This is a genomic window from Zymobacter sp. IVIA_12111.31 C1, from assembly GCF_047495495.1.
Lineage (GTDB): Bacteria > Pseudomonadota > Gammaproteobacteria > Pseudomonadales > Halomonadaceae > Zymobacter.
Genome location: NZ_CP179930.1, coordinates 1,902,134 through 1,923,846, shown reverse-complemented (window position 1 = coordinate 1,923,846; position 21,713 = coordinate 1,902,134). Strand labels below are relative to the sequence as shown.

At 56.5% G+C, this 21,713-nt stretch carries 17 protein-coding genes and 4 tRNA genes; 16 read left to right on the top strand and 5 right to left on the bottom strand.

Translation table 11 applies throughout. The annotated features are described in order from the left end of the window. The first annotated feature begins 2 nt into the window (after nucleotides 1–2). Both ACMHYW_RS08795 and ACMHYW_RS08790 read left to right on the top strand, forming a co-directional pair. Entirely contained in the window at nucleotides 3–710 is a 708-nt protein-coding gene (locus ACMHYW_RS08795; protein ID WP_414499613.1) for a LuxR C-terminal-related transcriptional regulator, read from the top strand. Nucleotides 711–1,165: 455 nt separating this feature from the next. Then, complete coding sequence (locus ACMHYW_RS08790; RefSeq protein WP_027706013.1) at nucleotides 1,166–1,510, top strand: zinc ribbon domain-containing protein YjdM; 345 nt, start codon at nucleotides 1,166–1,168, stop codon at nucleotides 1,508–1,510. A 93-nt stretch (nucleotides 1,511–1,603) separates the two neighbouring features. Here the strand turns inward: ACMHYW_RS08790 and ACMHYW_RS08785 are convergent, their stop codons facing one another. Together ACMHYW_RS08785 and ACMHYW_RS08780 are read right to left on the bottom strand one after the other, a co-directional pair. Next, complete coding sequence (locus ACMHYW_RS08785) at nucleotides 1,604–3,172, bottom strand: methyl-accepting chemotaxis protein (RefSeq protein WP_414499612.1); 1,569 nt, start codon at nucleotides 3,170–3,172, stop codon at nucleotides 1,604–1,606. Between the two features lie 460 nt (nucleotides 3,173–3,632). After that, entirely contained in the window at nucleotides 3,633–4,946 is a 1,314-nt protein-coding gene (locus ACMHYW_RS08780) for a NupC/NupG family nucleoside CNT transporter (protein ID WP_414499611.1), read from the bottom strand. Nucleotides 4,947–5,423: 477 nt separating this feature from the next. On the opposite strand from ACMHYW_RS08780, the gene ACMHYW_RS08775 reads away from it, so the two are divergent. From ACMHYW_RS08775 to tadA, 3 genes are all read left to right on the top strand, one after another. Beyond that, nucleotides 5,424–6,227, top strand: coding sequence for a DUF421 domain-containing protein (locus tag ACMHYW_RS08775; RefSeq protein ID WP_051524163.1), 804 nt, complete (start codon nucleotides 5,424–5,426; stop codon nucleotides 6,225–6,227). Nucleotides 6,228–6,449: 222 nt separating this feature from the next. After that, entirely contained in the window at nucleotides 6,450–7,280 is an 831-nt protein-coding gene (nadE, locus tag ACMHYW_RS08770) for an ammonia-dependent NAD(+) synthetase (RefSeq protein WP_414499610.1), read from the top strand. 39 nt (nucleotides 7,281–7,319) lie between these two features. Further along, nucleotides 7,320–7,841 (top strand): tRNA adenosine(34) deaminase TadA, encoded by a 522-nt coding sequence (gene tadA / locus ACMHYW_RS08765; protein WP_414499609.1) that lies wholly within the window; start codon nucleotides 7,320–7,322, stop codon nucleotides 7,839–7,841. Here tadA and ACMHYW_RS08760 read toward each other — a convergent pair. Then, entirely contained in the window at nucleotides 7,833–8,387 is a 555-nt protein-coding gene (locus ACMHYW_RS08760; RefSeq protein WP_414499608.1) for a chorismate--pyruvate lyase family protein, read from the bottom strand. The genes tadA and ACMHYW_RS08760 overlap by 9 nt on opposite strands. A 77-nt stretch (nucleotides 8,388–8,464) precedes the next feature. On the opposite strand from ACMHYW_RS08760, the gene ACMHYW_RS08755 reads away from it, so the two are divergent. From ACMHYW_RS08755 to ACMHYW_RS08705, 11 genes are all read left to right on the top strand, one after another. Further along, complete coding sequence (locus ACMHYW_RS08755; protein WP_414499607.1) at nucleotides 8,465–10,294, top strand: DEAD/DEAH box helicase; 1,830 nt, start codon at nucleotides 8,465–8,467, stop codon at nucleotides 10,292–10,294. A gap of 112 nt (nucleotides 10,295–10,406) precedes the next feature. Next, nucleotides 10,407–11,339, top strand: a complete 933-nt coding sequence (locus ACMHYW_RS08750; protein ID WP_414499606.1) for a segregation and condensation protein A — start codon at nucleotides 10,407–10,409, stop codon at nucleotides 11,337–11,339. A gap of 15 nt (nucleotides 11,340–11,354) precedes the next feature. Then, on the top strand, nucleotides 11,355–12,287 hold the full coding sequence (gene scpB / locus ACMHYW_RS08745; protein WP_414499605.1) for an SMC-Scp complex subunit ScpB: 933 nt from the start codon (nucleotides 11,355–11,357) through the stop codon (nucleotides 12,285–12,287). After that, complete coding sequence (gene rluB, locus ACMHYW_RS08740; protein ID WP_414499604.1) at nucleotides 12,280–13,284, top strand: 23S rRNA pseudouridine(2605) synthase RluB; 1,005 nt, start codon at nucleotides 12,280–12,282, stop codon at nucleotides 13,282–13,284. Before scpB ends, rluB begins: the two co-directional genes overlap by 8 nt. Nucleotides 13,285–13,513: 229 nt before the next feature. Then, a tRNA-Lys gene (locus tag ACMHYW_RS08735) sits at nucleotides 13,514–13,589 on the top strand. A 61-nt stretch (nucleotides 13,590–13,650) separates the two neighbouring features. Continuing rightward, nucleotides 13,651–13,726: transfer RNA gene (locus tag ACMHYW_RS08730), tRNA-Lys, on the top strand. 48 nt (nucleotides 13,727–13,774) lie between these two features. Continuing rightward, nucleotides 13,775–13,850: transfer RNA gene (locus tag ACMHYW_RS08725), tRNA-Lys, on the top strand. A gap of 39 nt (nucleotides 13,851–13,889) precedes the next feature. Next, nucleotides 13,890–13,965, top strand: a tRNA-Lys gene (locus ACMHYW_RS08720). 515 nt (nucleotides 13,966–14,480) lie between these two features. Continuing rightward, nucleotides 14,481–16,883, top strand: coding sequence for an endopeptidase La (gene lon / locus ACMHYW_RS08715; RefSeq protein WP_414499603.1), 2,403 nt, complete (start codon nucleotides 14,481–14,483; stop codon nucleotides 16,881–16,883). Nucleotides 16,884–17,063: 180 nt separating this feature from the next. After that, nucleotides 17,064–17,336: an HU family DNA-binding protein gene (locus ACMHYW_RS08710; protein WP_027706005.1), complete on the top strand. Its 273-nt coding sequence runs from the start codon at nucleotides 17,064–17,066 to the stop codon at nucleotides 17,334–17,336. A gap of 368 nt (nucleotides 17,337–17,704) precedes the next feature. Beyond that, nucleotides 17,705–19,525 (top strand): peptidylprolyl isomerase, encoded by a 1,821-nt coding sequence (locus ACMHYW_RS08705; protein WP_414499602.1) that lies wholly within the window; start codon nucleotides 17,705–17,707, stop codon nucleotides 19,523–19,525. 238 nt (nucleotides 19,526–19,763) lie between these two features. Here the strand turns inward: ACMHYW_RS08705 and ACMHYW_RS08700 are convergent, their stop codons facing one another. Further along, nucleotides 19,764–21,212: a M48 family metalloprotease gene (locus tag ACMHYW_RS08700; RefSeq protein ID WP_414499601.1), complete on the bottom strand. Its 1,449-nt coding sequence runs from the start codon at nucleotides 21,210–21,212 to the stop codon at nucleotides 19,764–19,766. 13 nt (nucleotides 21,213–21,225) lie between these two features. Then, nucleotides 21,226–21,699 carry a peroxiredoxin gene (locus ACMHYW_RS08695; protein WP_414499600.1) on the bottom strand — a complete coding sequence of 158 codons (474 nt, stop codon included), beginning with the start codon at nucleotides 21,697–21,699 and terminating at the stop codon, nucleotides 21,226–21,228. Nucleotides 21,700–21,713 lie beyond the last annotated feature (14 nt).

The following is a 21,713-nucleotide window of genomic DNA, read 5'->3' as shown; positions in this document are numbered from 1 at the left end:
CCATGAATAATTGGCAGATAGACTTGTTTACGTCGCTTCATGAAAAAACGAACATGCAGGACATCGTTGATGTGAGCTTGGAAGCGGTCAAGCCTTTGGGATTTAATTTCTGCACGTGGCGGACACAGCTCGCGCTTCCGCTAGCCAATAGGAAGGCCTGTATACTGGGTTCATCTGAGGATGCGGTGCATCAAAAGAACGCCTCCGGTGGCTATGATGATGCGCCAATTCCTCGTCACTGTTCACGAACGACCGTACCTGCCATCTGGACTGGTCAGCATGAAGGTGGGTTGTTCGATCAGGACCCCGAGCTGTTCGAAGAATTCTTTGGCTGGGGACACCGCGGAGGTTGGGCGCAGTCGGTCATGGAAGGGGGCGGTCAGTTCAGCATGTTCTATGTGGACAGCGACCAGGTCATTTCGCAGTCTTATCTTGAAAATGAAGTGAACTTTCACCTTGAGTGGATCACCACGGCTGTTCATAGTGCTATGTCACGAATGCGTCAGCACAGTCCTGTCAGCCTCTCCATTCGTGAGAAGGAAGTGCTGCGCTGGGCAGGCGATGGCAAAACATCGGATCAGACCTCTCAAATACTGAACATCAGCGTCAGCACGGTCAATTTCCACCTGCGCAATGCCATGATGAAGCTGGATGCGCCGAATAAGACGGCGGCTGTTGTGCGCGCGGTATTCTTGGGCCTGCTGCATTGATCCCTACTTGAACGGCAATCGCCGGTAGGGCTTTGAAGGCCAGAAAGAGCGCGCGGAGTATAGGGTAAAGATACAGAGGCGAGGGCTTTATCGCATCGAAGAATCGATTCGTGCAAGCGCTCATGCTGGGGTGGGGGAGTATCGAAGATAAGAGCGTGCTTGAGCTCAGGCATATGTGTACACCCTGAGCCTGCAGGGGGCTGTGCGTAAACCGTGCAGTCTCCGTAAGACTTTGCTGAGCATACTTGGAGCGTGAGTCTGTCTCGCGGCTTGGTGTGTTGGAGAGCAACCACAGAACACCGTGTCACAATTTGATCACAGTGAATTCGAGGCGCGACTGTGCGTCCCGGCATGAAAAAGCGATGTGTGGTAACATGCTTCGCTCATTACCTCGCCGCAAGCCTTATCAAGGCTGGGCTTGTGGGACATTAGAAGAACGTAGACAAGGAAAATTGATGAGCGCATTACCTGCTTGCCCATCCTGTGGTTCCGAATATACCTACGAAGATGGCCCGCTGTTCATCTGCCCAGAATGCGCCCATGAGTGGGCCAAAGACGGTAGCGACAGCGCTGCTCAAGAAGAAGGTCTGGTCGTTCATGACGCTCATGGCAACCTCCTTCAGGACGGCGATACCGTCACTGTCATCAAGGACCTGAAGCTGAAAGGCTCTTCCCAGGTCATCAAGGTGGGTACGCGCGTTAAGGGTATTCGTCTGGTTGAAGGCGATCACGACATTGATTGCAAAGTGCCGGGTATCGGTGCCATGCAGCTGAAATCGATGTTCGTTAAGAAAGCATAACGGCATCGATACAGCGCGTGTTGTGGTTAAAGGAAAGGCCTGAGCAATCTCTGCTCAGGCCTTTTTGCATTCTAATCGCGGCGCTATAAGCGCCTACGGTGTCGATGCGGGTTCTTCTGTCAATGAAAAGTCGTCGACCAGTGCGGTGAGTGCGGCTGACTGGGCCTTTAAAGCGTTCGTCGAACGGGCAACGTCATCAACCATGCGGGCATTGTCACGCAGCGACTGGTTGATCTCATTGAAGGCGCTGTGAGTCTGCAGGATGCTGCGGTGCTGTTCCTGTGATGCCTGAGTGATATGTTCGATCAATGAATTGACCTCACGGACACCGTTAATGACGTTGTCCATCGTGGTGCCAGCATCGCTGGCGCGTTGGCTGCCCGTGCGTATCTTGTCGCTGATGGCGGTGATCAGTGTGGCGATCTCGTGAGCGGACTGCGTCGAGCGGGTGGACAGATTGCGCACTTCGTCCGCCACTACCGCAAAACCACGCCCGTGCTCGCCTGCGCGAGCGGCTTCCACCGAAGCATTCAGTGCAATCAGATTGGTCTGAAACGCAATGCTGTCGATCATAGTCGTGATGGACGTGATCTGTTCTGCCATGCGCGCGATCTCGCTGATTTCCTGCGCCATGCTTTGAACGTCCGCGCCGCCTTGTTCTGCACTATGTGTGGCGGCTACGGAGCGTTGCTGTGCTTGGGCAGCATGCTCGCTGTTCTGTTTGACGATGGCCGTCAGTGTATCCATATGCGCGGCCGTTTCTGCAATGGCACCGGACTGCTGGTCAGTACGCTCGGCTAGAGCCGTGTTGTCTTGATGGATGGTCTGGACGTTATCGTGCAGTACGCGACTGTTGTCATGCACGCGCGTCACCACATCGCGCAGGTTGTGCTGCATATGGGCCAGTGAAGAGAGCAGCTGGCCTATTTCGTTCTTGCCATGGTCTGCAATGGCATGGGAGAGGTCGTTGTCAGCGATACGGTCGAAGTGCCACTGCATGCGACGCAACGGGGCGATGATCTGGCGGCGCAGGATGATGAAGATCGTACCGCACAGCCCCAGCATGGCACCGAACGAAAGTGCCATCATCAGCGCATTGCGGTGATTGAGTCGGTCCATCAGTTGGCGTGCATCGCCAAGGCGAGCATCGATGGTGGCCTGTGTAGCAGCGAGCTGCTGGGTCAGGGCTTGGTCGTAAGGCAGCCCTTTGGATGCCACGGCATTGATGCCTTTGCTGTCACCGGCGGTGGCGGCACCTATTGCGGGTGTGATCAGGTGATCCTGATAGTCACTGAAAGCGCGTTGGAGTGCCGCTTCGTCGATACCGGGGCGACCACCGTTCAAAGAACGGAAAGCATTAACGCTGTCGTTGGCGTGCTGTGTCAGGCTGTTGACGATGTCAATGGCCTTGGTGGTGGTGGCTCGGTCTCCAGCAATGGCCGTTGCGGTGGCGCGATACAGGGCCAGTCGGGCGCGGCGTAGGTCGCTGACAGCATCGTTCAGCTGAATACCCAGCTGGTGTTCGATGTCTAGTCTATCGCGTGTTTTATCAGCATACTGGCTGCTTCGGTACGTCATGATCAGCGTAACGGTGAACAGGGTCAGTATGCCTGCCAATAGAAAAGCGACCAGGTAGGTCAGTCGTATATCGTGTCGTGTCATGCGGGCGCCAAGGTTATCGAATTAAACCGATGTTATCGGCCTGTAATACCCTGGCTTTATCGTGGGTATACCAATAGGGCGCGCAATGTGTCGAATAGGCAATATGAAACAGAGCCGGTCTGGTACGGGAGCTGAGTCGCTTGCGTCTACCTGCAGCAGACGAGTAGTAGAAGACGAGAGTACCAAAGAGGGAAAAAGCCTTGTTCGACAAGGCTTTTCATTTCTTTAGCATTTAGAGAGATGGCCTATCATGGTCGGCGTCAGGGATGATGATGCTCTTATGGGGATGAGAGCAATGCCGACAGGAGCAGGCAGAAGCAGGGTGGCGGCATGTACGTCATCATTGTTTCTGACAGGGGATGAATGCATACGGCCAGTTCGATGAACTGGCCGTATGCATTTCTTCATTCGTGCTTTGTCTTCGCTGGGCGTGCGCTAACCGCACGAGAGCGCTGATCACTTACATGAACAGCCCTGCGATAGTTGCCGACAACAGGCTGACCAGCGTGGCACCAAACAACAGCTTCAGACCGAAGCGGGCTGCCACAGTGCTCTGCTTTTCATTGAGCGCTTTGATGGCTCCCACGATAACCCCTACCGATGAAAAGTTGGCAAACGAAATCAGGAAGACGGAAATCACCCCAATAGTATGCGCAGACAGCGACCCCGAATTCTGAAGTTGCAGCATGGCGGTGAATTCATTGCTGACCAGTTTGGTGGCCATGATACTGCCCGCATTTGCCGCCTCGTTGACATCGACACCTACTAGCATCGCTAACGGCGAGAACAGGTAGCCCAGAATTTGAGTGAAGGTGATGTGCGGGATGATGTGTGTCTGTGGATCGATATACGTGCGAGGATCAACGTTGAATGCGCTATGCAGCAGCATATCGGCATGGCTCAGCAAGAAAAAGACCGAGCGATCAAGCAGCTTAAGCAAGGCAATATAGCCGATCATCATGGCCGCAATGATAATGGCAATCTTAAAACCATCGATGATGTATTCGCCCAGCATTTCAAACAAAGACTGGTTGTGATGTAGCTCGACCTGGAGGTTGTCCTCTTCAGCAGACACCTTGTAAGGGTTGATGAGCGACACCACGATGATGCTGCCGAACAGGTTGAGTACCAGTGCTACGACGACGAACGTTGCCCCCGTTGTTGCGCCCATTTGGGCCTTATCGGTGATACCGTTCATGATGGTCATATAGGAGCCGACCGTTGACATTGATACCGTCGACATTGCCGTGGCGCACAACGTGTACAAGCGCTGGCGCGATAGAAATGGCAGCTGGCGCTTCATCGAGATGAAGACTTCGGACTGACCGAGAATAGGGGAGGCAATACTGTTGTAGGACTCAAGTTTGCCCTGGCCGCTGATCAGGCTAATCAGTTTGCCGGTCGCTTTCATGAGGAATGGCAACAGTTTGATGTGTTGCAGGATCCCGATCAGCGTCGAAACGAAAATGATGGGCAGCAGTACATTGAAGAAGAAGATGAACGTGTAGCTATTGCTGCTAGGATCGGGAACAAGGCCGCCGAAAACGAAGGCAATACCTTCATGGGCGCAGGACATCAGCTTTTCGAACATACCGGCAAAGCCTTGGATAACCGTAGCACCCACGGTCGTCTTCAGTAGTACGAAGGCAAGAACGATCTGGATGGCCAGCAGTAGCAGGACTGGACCAGGGCGAACCTGCTTTCGATCACTGCTAAAGGCATAAGCCAGGCCGAGGATGACCAGCAGGCTCAGAATGGCAACCGCAAACTTCATGGGACAGGCTCCACGATAACTATGGGGAACACTTGAGTGGCATCAAGCGCGTTGTCCATACCGAAGGCAGATTTCGTGCCGAAAAAGAGATGCGCATTTCATCATGTTGCACAAAAGCCCGAGAGGCGCGCGGTTAAAGGCGCTTCCCGTCAATCGCTAGCGGCAACGGTCTGTTAATGGCGTGGCGTTGAATGCTCGGTAGTGAACCGAGCGCGTATGTTATCAGAGCGCGAGGCAGGATGCTGCACTTTAGCTACTTTGTGTCACATCATGACCCCCAAGTAGGCGTTAACGGGCACGAATCCTGCATCATGATTTTCTTTTCTTATACGCCCCTTTATTTGTATCCTGCGACGCTTTTCCGATAGCTGCTACATTCAATAGCAAGTAATAACGACGTGGCGAGACCAGCAGGCACGCCCTGCGAATCTTGTCCATCAGCTCATTATCATTCACGGATGAAAAGGGGATAGGTGAATGGATCACTCTCTGTGGGAAACAATTGTTGCGTCTGCATGGCCCTATGTTTATGTCGCTATCAAACTGGTGATCGGGTTGGCCACCTTCATTCTGGCGCTGCGTACGACCAGTAAGGGGCAGCTCAATCAGATGTCACCGCTGGATCTGATCGGCAACTTCGTGATGGGGGGAATTTTGGGTGGGGTTATCTACAGCGATTCCATCACCATTCATCACTTCATCATTATTCTGATCATCTGGCAGACCCTGATTATTACCGTGAAAAAAGTCAGTCAAGCCTCGACGTCGGCGCGCAAGGTGCTGGTCGGTTCTGAGATCCCGCTGGTCATCGACGGCAAGTTCCAGCTTGATCGTTTCAACGAGCTGGATATCAGTATCAGCGGCTTTGCAACGCTGCTGCGCATGCAAGGGATCTTTTCTGTCCGCGATGTGCGCTATGCCCAGATGGAACCGAACAGCCAGCTGACTGTGATCAAGTATGACGAAAAGCGCCTGTCGGCGCTGGTCGTCAAGAATGGCGAGATTAGTGAAGACGGACTGGCGTTTCTCAAGCGCGATGAAGCGTGGCTGCGGGAAGAGCTGCACAAGAAAGGCTATGGCGATGACTTGGAGTCGATCTTCTTTGCAGAATGGACGGAGGAGCTTGATGATGAGGGCAACACAGCCAAGGGCGACATGATGATCATTGACCGCTCGGAAACCGAAACCGAACAGGATCGTGAGCGTGAGGCTAAGGCCCATGAGTCGGAAGCGCGCCAGCAGCAGCGACAGGCCAACGATCAAGCGACGCAACAGATGTAGACAATTAATTTCATTTTGCAACAACACACCGCCTGCTGGCGGTGTGCGTGTTTATGGGCCTGATGGTAGACTCTTGGAGTTCGTATCTGTCGGCCCGCTTTGTTTTTGCCATCAGCCAGATACGCCGGGCGTGCGGCCACACATGCAGTGCTTTCTTCAGGCGCTGTCGCACGCACCTTGATTGCCACGTATTTCACCATACAACAAAGAAGAGGTGTGCCGATGACGCAGCTTCGTCAGCGTATCATTCGTGAACTGGGTGTCCGTTCCGCCATTGATCCTCTGCAGGAAATCGAGGCGCGCGTAGCCTTCATCCAGGAGTATCTCTGCGCGACGCCTGCCAAAGGGTTGGTGCTGGGGATTAGCGGGGGGCAGGATTCAACGCTAGCTGGGCGTTTGTGCCAGCTGGCCGTCGAAGGGCTGCGTCAACAAGGCAAAGACGTTGAATTTGTCGCCGTGCGCCTGCCTTATGGCGTACAGAAGGATGAGGACGATGCGCAGACAGCACTGGCCTTCATTAAGCCGGACCGCTCGGTCGCCGTCGATATTCGTCCGTCTACCGATGCTGGCGAGCAGGTTGTTGCGACGGCACTGGGTGAAACACGCCTACGTGATTTCGTGCGCGGTAACGTCAAAGCACGTGAACGCATGGTGGCGCAGTACGCCATTGCGGGTCAGCTCAACTATCTGGTCGTCGGTACCGATCATGCGGCAGAAGCTGTGACCGGTTTCTTCACCAAATTCGGTGACGGTGCTGTCGATATGACCCCGTTGACCGGATTGACCAAGCGTCAGGGCGCTGCGCTGCTGCAAACGCTGGGTGCACCCGCCAGCACGTGGCAGAAAGTCCCGACGGCCGATCTGGAAGACGATCGGCCGGCACTGCCCGATGAAGAGGCGCTGGGCGTGACCTATCGTGAAATCGATGACTATCTGGAAGGCAAACCGGTCGATGATAACGTGGCAAGCAAAGTCGAACGGATCTTCTTGGCAACTCGCCATAAACGCACGCAGCCGGTGTCGCCGCTGGATGACTGGTGGAAACAGGATTGAGCATTAAATGCGAGCGTTCGCTGGATAGGACGGGTGTGTATGCGCCTGAATGATACGGCCTCGGAGCAGCCATTGCCGCGTGGCGACCACTATTACATGCATCGGGCGCTAGAGCAGGCCCGTTGCGCAATGGCGGCTGGCGAAGTACCTGTCGGTGCGGTTGTTGTGTCGGCGTCGGGTGAGGTGATCGGGAAGGGGCATAACGCGCCCTGTTCTCATAATGATCCTTCGGCTCATGCGGAGATAGAAGCCCTGCGTGCCGCGGCACGCAGCATCGGCAACTACCGCCTTGAACACTGCACGCTGTACGTGACGTTGGAGCCGTGCATGATGTGCTTGGGCGCCATCATCAATGCTCGCATTGCACGTGTCGTATACGGTGCTGCCGAGCCGCGCACGGGAATGGTGGAGTCGAGGGCCAATCTGGCGGCTCAGCCGTGGTTTAACCACCGACTGACGGTAGACGGTGGTGTGTTAGCAGTGCCGGCACGTCGGTTGTTGAAGCAATTCTTCGCCGAACGCCGGGCGGCCGTATCTCCCGACGCCGACCCGTCAGCGTAGCGTGGCAAGGCCAGGGTGGTGCCAGAACGCCTCAAGAAAAGTTTCTGCGACCACCAGCGGCTGAGTTTCTCGCATGAAACAGGAATGGCGCGCCCATAGTGGCGCGCTATTTTTATCGGCGCAGTGCGTATCATTCAGGGCGCGTGGCGGCTGTACTTGCTGCCATTCGAAGGCCGAGCGCTGAATGCATGGGTCATGATAGAGCACCGTTGCCAGTGGCTGTTGTCCCTGAGCGCGCAGCGCTTCCCAGCCGTGGCCTTGCGCGGTGGCGATAGACGGGGTCACGCTATGGGCATAGACCAGTGGCTGTCGGTCGACCAGCAGTAGCACGTCTCTTACCCAGAGCGACGTATGTGCAGTGGTGGCCAGCAGCTGAGCGTCTTCTTCGCAGGCCTCAAGGCGTCCTTCGTAAACTACATCGAGCGAAAATTCGCCCAGCTGGCATAGGGCTTCCGTCAGCGCTCCTGATCGCGTTAGCCAATAGTGCTGCTGTGCGCTAGGCTGAGGCGTCTCTGTACAGGCATAGGAAATAAGCGGTGAGGGCATGTGCTGTGCTCTGTCACTTTGCCTGCCTGTCTCTACGGTCTTTTCTATCATTTATCTCAATCCGGTTGTTGCCTGTCATGACTTCTACCACGCCCACGCTTCGTCCCTATCAGAAAGAAGCCGTTACGCGCGTCATCAGCCATTTTCGTCATGGCGATGATCCGGCAGTCGTCGTCTTGCCGACCGGCAGTGGGAAGTCGCTGGTCATCGCTGACCTGGCACGGCGCGCAAAAGGGCGTGTGCTGGTGCTGGCTCATGTGCGCGAGCTGGTAGAGCAGAACCATGCTAAGTATGAAGCCTATGGGGTCAAGGCGGATATCTACAGCGCTGGGTTGAATGCACGTCAGTCCGAGCGTCAGGTCGTATTCGCTTCGGTGCAGTCGGTGGTCAAGGCGCTACCTCGTTTCACGACGGGTGAATTCACGCTGCTGGTGATCGACGAATGTCACCGCGTGCCACTGCCCGATGAGCGTGCCCGCACACTGCCCAATGCGGAAGGCGGCGTGCGACGGGCACGTAAGGATGGCATGTACGCGGAGGTGATCAATGCTCTGCGTCAGGCTAATCCACGCCTCAAGGTGCTTGGCCTGACCGCAACGCCTTATCGTCTGGGGCAGGGCTTTCTATATCATCGTCACTACCACGGACGCGTCTGTGGTGCTGAAGGCTGCTTCTTCAGGCAATGCGTGTTTGAGCAGCCGCTGCGCCTGATGGTGCGGCAGGGGTATCTTAGTCCACCCGTGCGTGTCGACGCCGCAGTGGAAGGCTATGACTTCTCACGGCTGGTGCCCTCAGCGCAGGGTGATTATACCGAGAAAGCCTTGCAGGGCATTGTCGATCACCATCGCGCAACGCCAGAGATCATCAGCGAGGTAGTGGCACGAGCGCAGGGTCGCCAAGGGGTGATGATCTTCGCGGCGACCCTACCGCATGCGGAAGAGATCATGGCGCTGCTGCCTGAGGGTGAAGCGGCGCTTGTGACCGGAAAGACGCCGCTGCGTGAGCGCACCGACATCATTGAGCGGTTCAAGAAGAAGTCGCTACGCTACCTTGTCAATGTCGCTGTGCTAACCACCGGCTTCGATGCACCTCATGTTGATATGATCGCTATTCTGCGTCCTACCGCCTCTATCGGCTTGTATCAGCAGATCGTGGGACGAGGGCTGCGTCTAGCGCCGGATAAGGAAGATTGTGTGATCCTTGACTATGCGGGCAACCCTTGGGATCTGTACGCGCCGGAGGTGGGAGAGGCCAAGCCTGCGCCCGATACCGAACCCGTACAGGTCATCTGCCCGCAGTGTGAGTTCGCCAATATCTTCTGGGGGCGGCGCGACGGAGAGTTCGTCATCGAACATTTTGGGCGGCGCTGTCAGGGCTGGTGTGAAGACGATAGCGGTGAGGGGCACCAGTGTACGTTCCGCTTCCGCTTCAAGAGCTGCCCACAGTGCGGCGAGGAAAACGATATCGCTGCTCGTCAGTGCCACGCCTGCCAAGCGCGCCTGATCGACCCTGATGATCAGCTCAAGGCAGCGCTGAAGCTGCGTGATGCGCTCGTGCTGCGCGTTAGCGGCATGCAGTTGGAGGCGACCGTGAACGGCAAAGGGCTGCCTCGCCTGCGCGTTACGTACCATGATGAAGATGGGGCAACGCTGTCGGAATGGTTTGCGCTCGAAACGTCTGCCCAGCGGCATGTGTTTCAAGAGGTCTTTCTGAGTCGCCATATGGCGGCGCCGGGTATACCGTGGTCGCCTGCATCGCTGAATGAAGTGCTCGCCGACCAGCATCGGCTTCGAGCGCCAGACTTTGTGATTGGTCGCAAGGTGGGGCGGCACTGGCAGATTCGCGAGAAGCTGTTCGACTATGCTTTGCAGGGTGGGCGTTACCGCCGTGCGGCCTCTGCGCAATGATCATGAATCCTGTGCGGATTGGTAGGCGTCCGGAGCTGATCTTGCTACACTTAGCGCCTATCACCGTCGCTGTTCGCGTTTCCTTCCCATTGCCCGTTCGAGTCCTCCCGCCATGAGTGAAACCATGCCTTCTACCTCGGCAGAAGAGGCATCGAATGCGCTATCCGATCGACCTGATCCCGCCGCTATTGCGCGTATTGAAGGCAAGCCGGTCATTGAGCTGCCTCAGGATCTGTATATCCCGCCGGAAGCACTGCGTGTGTTTTTGGATACGTTCGAAGGACCGCTCGACTTACTGTTGTATCTGATCCGTCGCCATAATCTGGATATTCTGGCCATCAACGTGGCGGCCGTGACACATCAGTACATTGCTTATGTTGAATTGATGAAGGCCAGTGGTATCGACCTAGCGGCCGAGTATCTGTTGATGGCGGCCATGCTGGCTGAGATCAAGTCGCGCAGCCTGCTGCCGCGCCAGCAGAGCGGTGACGATGAAGAGGGTGAAGACGACCCAACGGCGCAACTTATCGAGCGTCTGCAGGCCTACGAGCAACTTAAGCAGTCGGCGGCCGCGCTAGATGAACTGCCGCGCTACGGCCGTGACTGGTTTTCGCCGCAGCCTGCGCTGCCGGAAATACCACCTCGCGTCGTATATCCCGACGTGGCGCTGGAAGAGATGCTGTCGGCGTTTGGGCAGTTGATGGCACGTGCTTCAATGAACGAACGCCATCAAGTCACTCGGGAAGCACTGTCTACACGTGAGCGCATGACAATGATCATGACGCGGCTTTCATCGGAGCAGTTCACGCCGTTCGAAGCGCTGTTCACGCTGGAAGAAGGACGTGCCGGTGTCGTCGTTACGTTCATGGCGCTACTGGAGCTGGCCAAGGAGCGTCTGGTCGAAATCGTACAAAATGAACCGCTGTCGCCGTTGCACGTTCGGGCGCGCACGGCTGCCAGCGATGAATCGCCGTTTGCGGATGACGAACGTGAGATCGAAGAAGAGAGCGCTTTCGAAACGGCGCCACCTGATACCTTTCAATAGCAAGATGATGATGCCATGACGACAGCCGCACCCGCTTTGGATGCAATCGTGGAAGCGGCGCTGCTGGCCAGTGAAGCTCCGCTGGATCTAGAAGCGCTGCAACAGCTCTTCGAAGGACGGCAGGTGCCTTCCCGTGGCGAGCTGCGGGCCGCCCTGACGACGCTGGAGCACCGGCTGGAAGGCACGGCGATGACGCTGCACAGTTCGGTGTCGGGTTTCCGGCTGGCGATCAACAAGACATTTGCGCCCTGGCTGTCTCGCCTGTGGGAAGAACGCCCGCAGCGTTACTCACGCGCGCTGATGGAAACGTTGGCGCTGATTGCCTATCGTCAGCCAGTCACACGAGGTGATATCGAAGAGGTGCGCGGGGTCGCGGTCAGTGCCTCGATTATGCGCACGCTGCTGGATCGAGGATGGATTCGAGTGATCGGTCAGCGCGATGTACCGGGGCGACCTTCGGTCTATGCCACGACGCGTCGCTTTCTGGACGATTTCAATCTTCAGACATTGGATGAACTGCCCCCGCTGCACGAGGTCGAAGAGCGTTTCGGCATCAGCACACAAATGGTGCTGGATGACCAAGACAGCGATGCCGCCGCGCAGCATAACGACGCCGTATTGAACGGCATGCTGCCGCAAGACAGTGAGGATGCCGCGGTGGAAGGCGATGATGACGCCTCTGCCAGTGAACCTGATGACAACGACATTGATGCGCTTGTGCCACCGCCGCTGGCAGGCGAAACGCTTGATTTCTCAACGCTTCAGGCGCGACTCGATGCGCGCGTGGAAGCTGCGGCCGCTGCAAGGCGTGCTGCAACGGATGAGGGTTCAGAGCACTTGAATGAGGCTCTGGATGATGAATGGCCGGAAACGCCGGAAGCAGCGGAGTCTGATTCCAGCGTCGCCTTGATACACCAACACGACGAGAGGTCGTTGAACGATGAGTAACACTACTCCTGCTGCAGGCGAAAAATTACAGAAAGTACTGGCGCGCATAGGGCTGGGTTCACGCCGCGAGATGGAAACGGTGATTGCCGCTGGGCGCGTGACCATCAACGGTCAGGTTGCCAAGCTGGGCGATCGTGTTGATACGAACGCCCAAGTCAACGTTGATAGCCGTCCCGTTACGCTCAAAGCCGGTGAAGAAACGCCGCGCCGCGTCATCATGTACAACAAGCCGGAAGGCGAGCTGTGCACGCGTAAGGACCCAGAAGGTCGCCGTACCGTATTCGATCGCTTGCCGCGTCTGAAAGGTGAGCGCTGGATTGCGATCGGGCGTCTTGATATCAACACCAGTGGCCTGCTGTTGTTTACCACTGACGGTGAGCTGGCCAACCGCCTGATGCACCCGTCAACTCAGATCGAGCGTGAATACGCCGTACGTGTCATGGGTGAGCCAAAGATTGAGCAGATCAAGGCGATGGTTGATGGCGTGATGCTAGATGACGGCATGGCGCACTTCACCGACGTGCAGGAATTTGGCGGTGAAGGGATCAATACCTGGTTCCACGTCGTCATCCTTGAAGGACGCAATCGCGAAGTTCGCCGACTGTGGGAGTCTCAAGGACTGACCGTCAGCCGCCTGAAGCGCGTCCGCTATGGCAACATCTTCCTCGACAAGCGTGCCAAGGCAGGGGAGTGGACCGAACTTTCTCAGGATGAAATCGATGAGCTGTCGACACTGGCCGGTCTGGCCCTGCGTCGAGCACCTGATCTGACGCCGGATGAGAAGAACCGCTGGAACCGAGACAAAAATAAGCGCCGTCCTGTACGAGGTCTTCGTAACAGTAATGCTGGCCGCGGCGAAGAATACACATCTTCTCGGCCTTCTCGAGGCGATCGACGTGACGGTGAGCGCTCCGAACGCCGTGATGATCGTCGTCGCTCTCCTGAAGGCGCAGCGCGTCGTCCTGGCCCAAATCGTGGCAGGTCACCACAGCGATAAGCAATGTAAAGGCACCTTCGGGTGCCTTTTCTTTTGATCGGATAAGCGATGTGAAACGGGCTGTATTCCAGCAATGGTGCGGTCTTCAGTGAAGACGGATAGGCGCTGTAAGTCATGGAAAATGCAGCCTGCTCGGTGAGTGCTGACACATTTAAAAGAAACTCTTCATATCAAAGCCTTGCATGTTGGGCCCAGTATGCGTATTATCTCGCTCCGTCGGGCAAGGCAAGGGTCGTTAGCTCAGCTGGTAGAGCAGTTGGCTTTTAACCAATTGGTCGTAGGTTCGAATCCTACACGACCCACCATCAACCTTGATTAATCTGGGATGATGAGCGAAAATGCCGAACCTGATAGCAGTCGATATGCGGGTCGTTAGCTCAGCTGGTAGAGCAGTTGGCTTTTAACCAATTGGTCGTAGGTTCGAATCCTACACGACCCACCATCCTTTCTAGCGAAAGGTACTATTTAGATATCGCCTGTATTTTGCTGGGGGTCGTTAGCTCAGTTGGTAGAGCAGTTGGCTTTTAACCAATTGGTCGTAGGTTCGAGCCCTACACGACCCACCACCCAGCAACCCTGATGTGACGGCAATGCCGTTTAGTTATGGGTCGTTAGCTCAGTTGGTAGAGCAGTTGGCTTTTAACCAATTGGTCGTAGGTTCGAGCCCTACACGACCCACCAGACATATACAAGACCCTCCTATTTGGAGGGTCTTGTTTTTTGTATGTATGCCGTTGAAACATTGATGAATAAAGCGCTCAATGGTGGCGACGGTACCTGCTGTTTGCTCAGGCGTATACAGCACTACTTCTGAGTCATGTCTCCTGTACGGTTCTTTTCTTCAGTCACCATGAGTCCTCATCATATGCCAGCAAATAATTGACTGGCGCTGCATTGTGGAAGGCTACACTCTCTAATGCATGAGTGACACGAGGCAGGCCAGACCGTCATGGTGTGGTATGTGCAGGCTGAACAGGCTCTTTTTCCCGTTGTCCACGGTAGTCATGAGTGCAAGGCGGGGCAGTTCGTGGCCGTTCTCAGGCCGATCGTGGGGCGTTGAAGGTGCTGCCAGATATCATGAGGGTGTTGCAATCTGACCCACTAGCCCTCATTGATCACCATAATTGCTATAGCCACCCTGTCAGATACTGTTCTGCCGAGTGGCTTGTTTCACCTTTTGTCGAGGACTGTCTGCGATGACACATTCTCCCGAACAAGCGAAACGAATACCGCTTCTCCCGTTGCGGGATGTTGTGGTGTATCCGCAGATGGTGATCCCTCTGTTTGTCGGACGTAAATCTTCCATTCAGGCGCTCGAAGCGGCAATGGAAGGGGATAAGCAGGTCTTGTTGTTGGCTCAGCGCAATCCTGGCGATGACGCACCCGCTCAGCAGGATCTGTTCGAAGTGGGCACGGTGGCAGAGATCATGCAGCTGCTTAAGCTGCCTGATGGCACGGTCAAAGTACTGGTCGAAGGCCGCACCCGCGCGACAGTCGAGTCGATCGACGACAGCGGCGAGTTCGCTACAGCGCTGGTCAGTCCGCGAGAAACGGAAACACTGACCGAGCGCGAGCAGGATGCTCTGACGCGCGTGCTACTGAACCAGTTCGAACAGTACGTCAAGCTGTCGCGCAAGGTGCCTAAGGAAGTGCTGGGCACGCTGAACGACATCGACGATCCCGTGCGTCTGGTCGACAGCATCTGCGCGCACATGTCGCTGAGTATCGAAGACAAGCAGGCACTGCTTGAATTCAATCGCGTGCGTGATCGCATCGAACATCTGATGGCGCTGATCGAAGCGGAGATCGACCTGATGCAGGTCGAGAAGCGCATCCGCAATCGCGTCAAGGAACAGATGGAGAAGTCGCAGCGCGAGTATTATCTGAACGAACAGATGAAGGCCATCCAGAAAGAAATGGGTGAGCTGGATAGCGCATCGACGGAAATCGAGCAGTACGAGCAGAAGATTGACGACGCCGAGCTGCCTCAGGATGCACTGGATAAAGCCCGTCAGGAGCTGAACAAGCTGCAGATGATGGCGCCCACGTCGGCTGAGGCTACGGTGGTGCGCAGCTATCTGGACTGGCTGCTGTCGGTGCCGTGGAAGAAGCGCACGCGCGTACGCCACGATCTGTCATATGCCGCCAAAGTGCTTGATGAAGACCATTACGGTCTTGAAGAGGTCAAGGAACGCATCCTTGAATACCTTGCTGTGCAGAAGCGCGTCAAGAAACCGAAAGGGTCTGTACTGTGCTTGGTTGGTCCTCCTGGGGTGGGTAAGACCTCGTTGGGGCAATCTATCGCCCGTGCAACCAGCCGTAAGTACACGCGTCTGGCACTGGGGGGCGTACATGATGAGTCTGAAATCCGTGGTCATCGACGCACCTATATCGGTGCGCTGCCCGGTAAGCTGATCCAACGCATGAGCAAGGTCGGGGTCAAGAACCCGCTGTTCCTGCTGGATGAAATCGACAAAATCGGCACTGATCATCGCGGCGATCCTGCTTCCGCATTGCTGGAAGTGCTTGATCCTGAACAGAATAATACGTTCAATGACCACTATCTGGAGTTGGACTACGATCTGTCGGACGTGATGTTCATCTGCACGGCCAACTCGATGAACATTCCTGGGCCGCTGCGCGACCGCATGGAGATCATCCGGTTGCCGGGTTATACCGAAGACGAAAAGCTGGCCATTGCGCGTCGCTACCTGCTGCCGAAACAGCTCAAGGCCAATGGTCTGCGCGATACGGAGCTGGGGCTGGATGACGGCGCCCTGCTGGAGCTGATCCGCTATTACACGCGCGAAGCCGGTGTGCGCGAACTGGAACGCCAGATCGCGAAAGTAGCGCGCAAGGTATTGCGCGAGCGTCTCGAGCAGGAAGAGCAGCGACAGACCGCAGAGGGTCAAGAGCTGACGTCTGATGATATCGAGCGCTATGCCGGAGTCCGAAAGTATAGCTATGGTCTTGCCGATAAGACGGATCAGATTGGTCGGGTGACGGGGCTGGCATGGACATCCGTCGGCGGAGAACTCCTGTCGCTGGAGGCTGTCGTAACGCCAGGCAAGGGACGTCTCAATCGTACCGGTTCACTGGGCGATGTGATGAAAGAGTCTGTTAGCGCGGCGTGGACCGTGGTTAAATCGCGGGCGGCATCGCTGGGAATCGACCCTGAGCGCTTCGAGAAGGAAGATATCCATATCCACCTTCCTGAAGGTGCGACACCGAAGGACGGCCCGAGTGCAGGGATAGGCATGGTAACCGCCATGGTCTCTGCCTATACTGGCCGTGCCGTTCGCTGTGACGTAGCCATGACAGGTGAAATCAATCTGCGTGGTGAAGTCATGCCGATAGGTGGCCTAAAGGAGAAATTGCTGGCAGCCAGACGGGGTGGTATAAAGACCGTGCTTGTTCCCTGCGAAAACCAGCGCGATCTCAAGGAAATTCCTGACGCCATCACGCAGGCACTCGATATCCGACCCGTACGCTGGATCGACGAGATGCTGGACGTAGCACTGGTCGATGAGGCCGTAGATACACCGGATACCCAACATCGCGGCAGTGAGGAACCGGCTCACGTGGTCAGTACTCATTGAGGCATGTCCGCAACGGTTGCAGGGGGGATGTAGGCATCGTCCCTGCTGCCAGTGCATATTCACATGCGGTGGCGGTTGACGCTATTCCGGAGCATTGTTATACATGTGCACCGCTGAAGGCCGCTTCAATTCATGGTCACCGCGAATTTCTGGCAATTCTGTAAACCCAAGGGGTGAAGAGTGAACAAATCCGAACTGATCGAAGCTATTGCAGCTTCCGCTGATATTCCTAAAGCGGCCGCTACTCGTGCCCTTGATGCGATGATTGATGCTGTCACTGAAACTCTGAAAGACGGTGGTTCTGTGGCGCTGGTCGGTTTTGGTACTTTCTCCGTTAAAGAACGTGCCGCTCGTACTGGCCGCAACCCGCAGACGGGTGCACCGATCAATATCGCTGCTGCCAAAGTGCCTGGCTTCAAAGCCGGTAAGGCACTGAAAGACGCGGTCAACTGATCGTTGCTGCAGCGGGCAGCCATTGTTCGCTGTATGTGATAAGAAAAGGCGCACCTTCCCGGGTGCGCCTTTTCTTTTGCCTGATCACTGGGTTTTGCTCACCCCGAGCGGTGTGGTGAACTTTGGCTAGGCGTCGCGATCACAGACTCGCGGCTGTTTGATCCGCTTGTCTGTCTTCGAATCAGGCACGGGGAGAAATGGTTGGCGGAGCGGGATTGTGCTTATGGCAGAGCGTGCATGAGCGCTGAGGGAGCTGTGAAGGCGTGTAACGTTTTTGCTGACAAGCACTATCTGGCCGCTGAGGTGTCTTGGCAGGTATACTACGCTTTCTTTCATCATGGATGAATCACTGAACCACTGAGGTCGGCATGCTGCAAGATATACGGAAACACGCAAGGGGAAAGGCAGCCAAGATCGTTGTCGCGGGCATCGCGGTGGTCTTGTGCAGTTTCGGGCTAGAGAGCCTGTTCTCCCATTTGACCGGTTTTGGGGCGAGCAAGGACAAGTCGCTCATTCACATCAATGGCGAGGCCGTGTCGCGTGCTTCCATCGACAAGCAGATTGCATCGCTGAAAGCGAGCGGGCAGCTTGCCGAAGGCATGGAAGCTGACGCTCGCAAGGAATTGCAGCAGCAGCTCGTGGTTTCCACGCTGCTGACTCAGTATATGAACAATGGCGGCCTGCGCGTTTCCTCCGATGAAGCGCTGCAGGCACTGGCGTTCCAGCTGCAAGCCAAGGATATGGACGATGCGCGGGCCAAGCTGCAGCAGCTGGCGCGCCAGTACGGTGCCAGCCCGGAAGCGCTGCTGGACATGCAACAGCGCTTTATGCAGTCCCAGCTGCTGGAAGAGGCCACCAAAGCATCCGTCTGGAGTACGCCTAGTGAGCGTCAACGCCTGCTGGCACTGCAGCAGGAGAAGCGCACCTTCCGTTATAAGGTGCTGTCTTCACGTGAGCTGGGCCAGAGCGTTGATGTAAGCCAGCAGGAAATGCAGCAGTACTACGATGCTAACAAAGCCGCGTTCATGCGTCCGGAGCAGGTGCGTTTCAACTACGTGCTGCTTGATCGCGATGCCATGTCAGCGTCAGCACCGGTTGACGATGCGGTGCTGCGTCAGGCATACGAACGCCGACTGGCGGCGGCTCATCCGCGTGTTTCCGACATCATCATCACTATTAGCAGTACGCGTGATGAAGCAGCTGCACGCGCACGCATGGCTGAAGCGCAGCAGCGCCTCGACCAAGGTGAATCTTTTGCGTCCGTGGCGCGTCGCTATTCCGATGATTCGGCGTCTGCGTCGCGTGGTGGCGATCTTGGTTCTGTCGATGCCGATAGCTTCGGTAACGACTTCTATCGCCAGGTACAACCGCTCAAAGTTGGTCAGCGCTCCAAGCCGTTCGTGCTGGACGGTGCCGTGCATTTGGTGCAGGTGACCGGACTGGATGTCGGTAGCTTCGACAGTATGAAAGCGGAGCTGGCCAGCGAACTTCGCCAGCAGCAGTCTGATGGGCCGTATGACAAAGCGGTGCGCAAACTGGGTGATCTGGTCGATGAAAGCGACGACTTCAATGCCGTTGCCAAAGCGCTGGGCGTTCCGATGCAGACCTCCGATTGGGTGGCGCAGGCGGATCGCAAGCCGTTCGATAATCCCAAGGTCATGGCGGAAGCCTTCGATCCGAGCGTCAAGGACAAAGGCTATAACAGTCAGGTCATTCGCCTTGATGATCACCGCACCATGGTGCTGCATGTCATCGAATCGCGTGCTGCTCAGCAGCTGAACTTTGATGAGGTCCGGGATCAGGTACACGCACGTGTCGAGCAGCAGAAAGTGGCGCAGGCCATTGATGCACGTGGTCGTCAGTTGGCACAGCAACTCCAGCAGGGCAATGGTAGCGTGGATGGCTGGAGCCAGGTACGTGATGCTGGCCGCAGCAGCGTTGACGTTGAGCCGGCAGTGCTTGCTGCCGCCTTCACTGTCACGCGTCCGAACGGTGATCAGCCGCAGTACGCTTTCCGTGCGTTGGGTAACGGCGAGCGCGGCGTTATCATCATGCTGCAGAAAACCAGTGTTGATGCCAGCGCAAGCTTGGATGAGCGACTCGGCAAAGAGCTGGATAATGCGAACAGTCGTGCCGTGCTCGGTGGTCTTGTTGAGCAGCTGCAGCATCAGGCCAAAATAGAAGAGTAAGGTCTGACACTACCGACTAGCGCCAATAGGCCTAGCATAACGAAGCGCCCGCTTTCATTAGAGAGCGGGCGCTTTGCGTTGAAGGGATATGAAAAGAACGGCATAGGCAGGCAGACGATCGGGTGCCGTGTATGGCAATTGTAGGCTTACCGGCGGTGGATACCGGTGTCAGCCTCAAGCGCGACAGTGGAAGGTGTGAGGCGTAGCCAGCAGTGGAATCTGGGCGGTCAGGGCGCAATCAGAACGCGTCCATGTCATCGCGCACGTAGTCATCCAGCCGAGCTTTGATGGCCGACAGGGTGTCCAGTGCGGCTTCGTCGTGTCGGTCCTTTGCTGCCCGCTCCAGCCGATCATAGAGCGCTAGAGCGCCGCGCAGATCGCCTGTCAGCTGTCGGTATTCGATCATGGCGCGCTGGCTGATGTCCTCATGACCACTGGCGTGGGCGGCCTGCGCTAGCAGTTGCCACGCGTCAGCATTCTCAGGCTGTTGCTGGGTCAGCTGTGTAGCACGTTGGTAGGCATCGTTGGCATCGAAGCGTAAGTCTGCTTGAATGGCCGTCAGCTGCGCGGGCGTATAGTCGGGCACGCGGCGCAGGATCAGGCGTGCACGATTGAAGGCCTCGGTAGGCTGGTTGGCTTGCAGGGCAATCTCTGCGGCAGATGCCTGGATCAGTAGCAGTGCGTCGTGCTGATGCGCGAGAGCGTCCAGCTGTTGAAGCGCCTCTTGAGTGCGGTGCTGCCGGGCGAGTAGGAGGGCGTCGAGATAGCGTAGGGCATCCGGCAACGCCTTGTCCTGTTGTAGCTTGGTGCGCAGTAAGGCGGGATCATCCGGGAAGAAATGCAGCATGGCCCGGGCGCGCACCATATCGTATTCAAGGCTTCGCGATGTCGTCACCATGGGGTATTGCGCGGCGCGAAGGCGAGTATCGCTTACGCGTGATGCGGTCAGTGGGTGCGTCATCAGAAATTCAGGGGGCGTATCGCCTTGCAGGCTGCTCTGACGCAATAGCATATCGAACATGCGTGGCATGGCCTGTGGGTCCATGCCTGCCTTGGCAAGCGCGGTCAGGCCTACGCGATCCGCTTCCTGTTCATACTGGCGGGAGTAGGCCAACTGACGACCAATAAACAGTGCCTGGCTACCCGCCATCGTCGCGATACCCGCATCGCCGCTGCCGCGTGCCGCCATGACGACTCCTGCCAGCAATCCCGCGAGTGTTGGCAGCATTTCCCGATCGGCTTGATCCTGCTGGCGCGCATAGTGGTGCTGGGCAAGGTGCCCCAGCTCATGAGCTAGCACTGACGCCAGCATGTCCTGATCGGGAGCCTCCAGAAACAGCCCACCGTTGACGCCGATAACCCCACCCGGTACCGCAAAAGCATTGAGCTGATCGTCTTCGACAAGCAGTACCAGAGGACGGATGCCTTCCACCTGTGCATAGGGCAGTAGCCGACCGACCAACTGCTCGATATAGCGCTGGGTGATAGGGTCCTGCCATTCGGTCACATAGTGCCTGAAGCGTCTGGCCCACGCCCGGCCGAGCCGGATCTCCTGCTGGTTGGCATAGGAAGAGTACCCACCCCCCAGTGCGGGCAGGCGGTAGTCTCCGGGAAGGCTGGCTGTCGCCACGGTAGGCAGCAGCGCGCCGACCAGTAGCCATGAGGCCCATTTACCCCGAATCGTCATGCGATGTATTCCCTTAGCGTTGGTGGCACTCCTGTGCTGCGGCCAGCACAGCTTCCGCGTGACCCGCGACCTTCACTTTGCGCCATTCCTGAACCAGATTCCCCTTTGCATCAATCAGAAACGTGCTGCGTTCGATGCCTTCGTATTCCTTGCCATAGAGCTTCTTGAGCCGAATTACATCGAAGAGGCGGCAGAGTGTTTCATCGGGATCGCTGATTAGATCGAAAGGGAAGCACTGCTTGGTCTTGAAGTTCTCATGCTTGCGCAGGCTATCGCGGGATATACCAAAGACGCGGGTATTGGCAGCGGCGAATTCGGCATTGAGCCGTGAGAAATCGAGGCCTTCGGTGGTGCAGCCTGGCGTACTATCCTTGGGGTAGAAATAGAGCACGATCTGCGTGCCCTGATGCTCTTGAAGGTCGAAGCGCTGATCGCCGGTCATGTCAGCACTGAAGGAGGGAATCTTGTCGCCAATGGAGAGTGTCATGGATAAACCTGTCA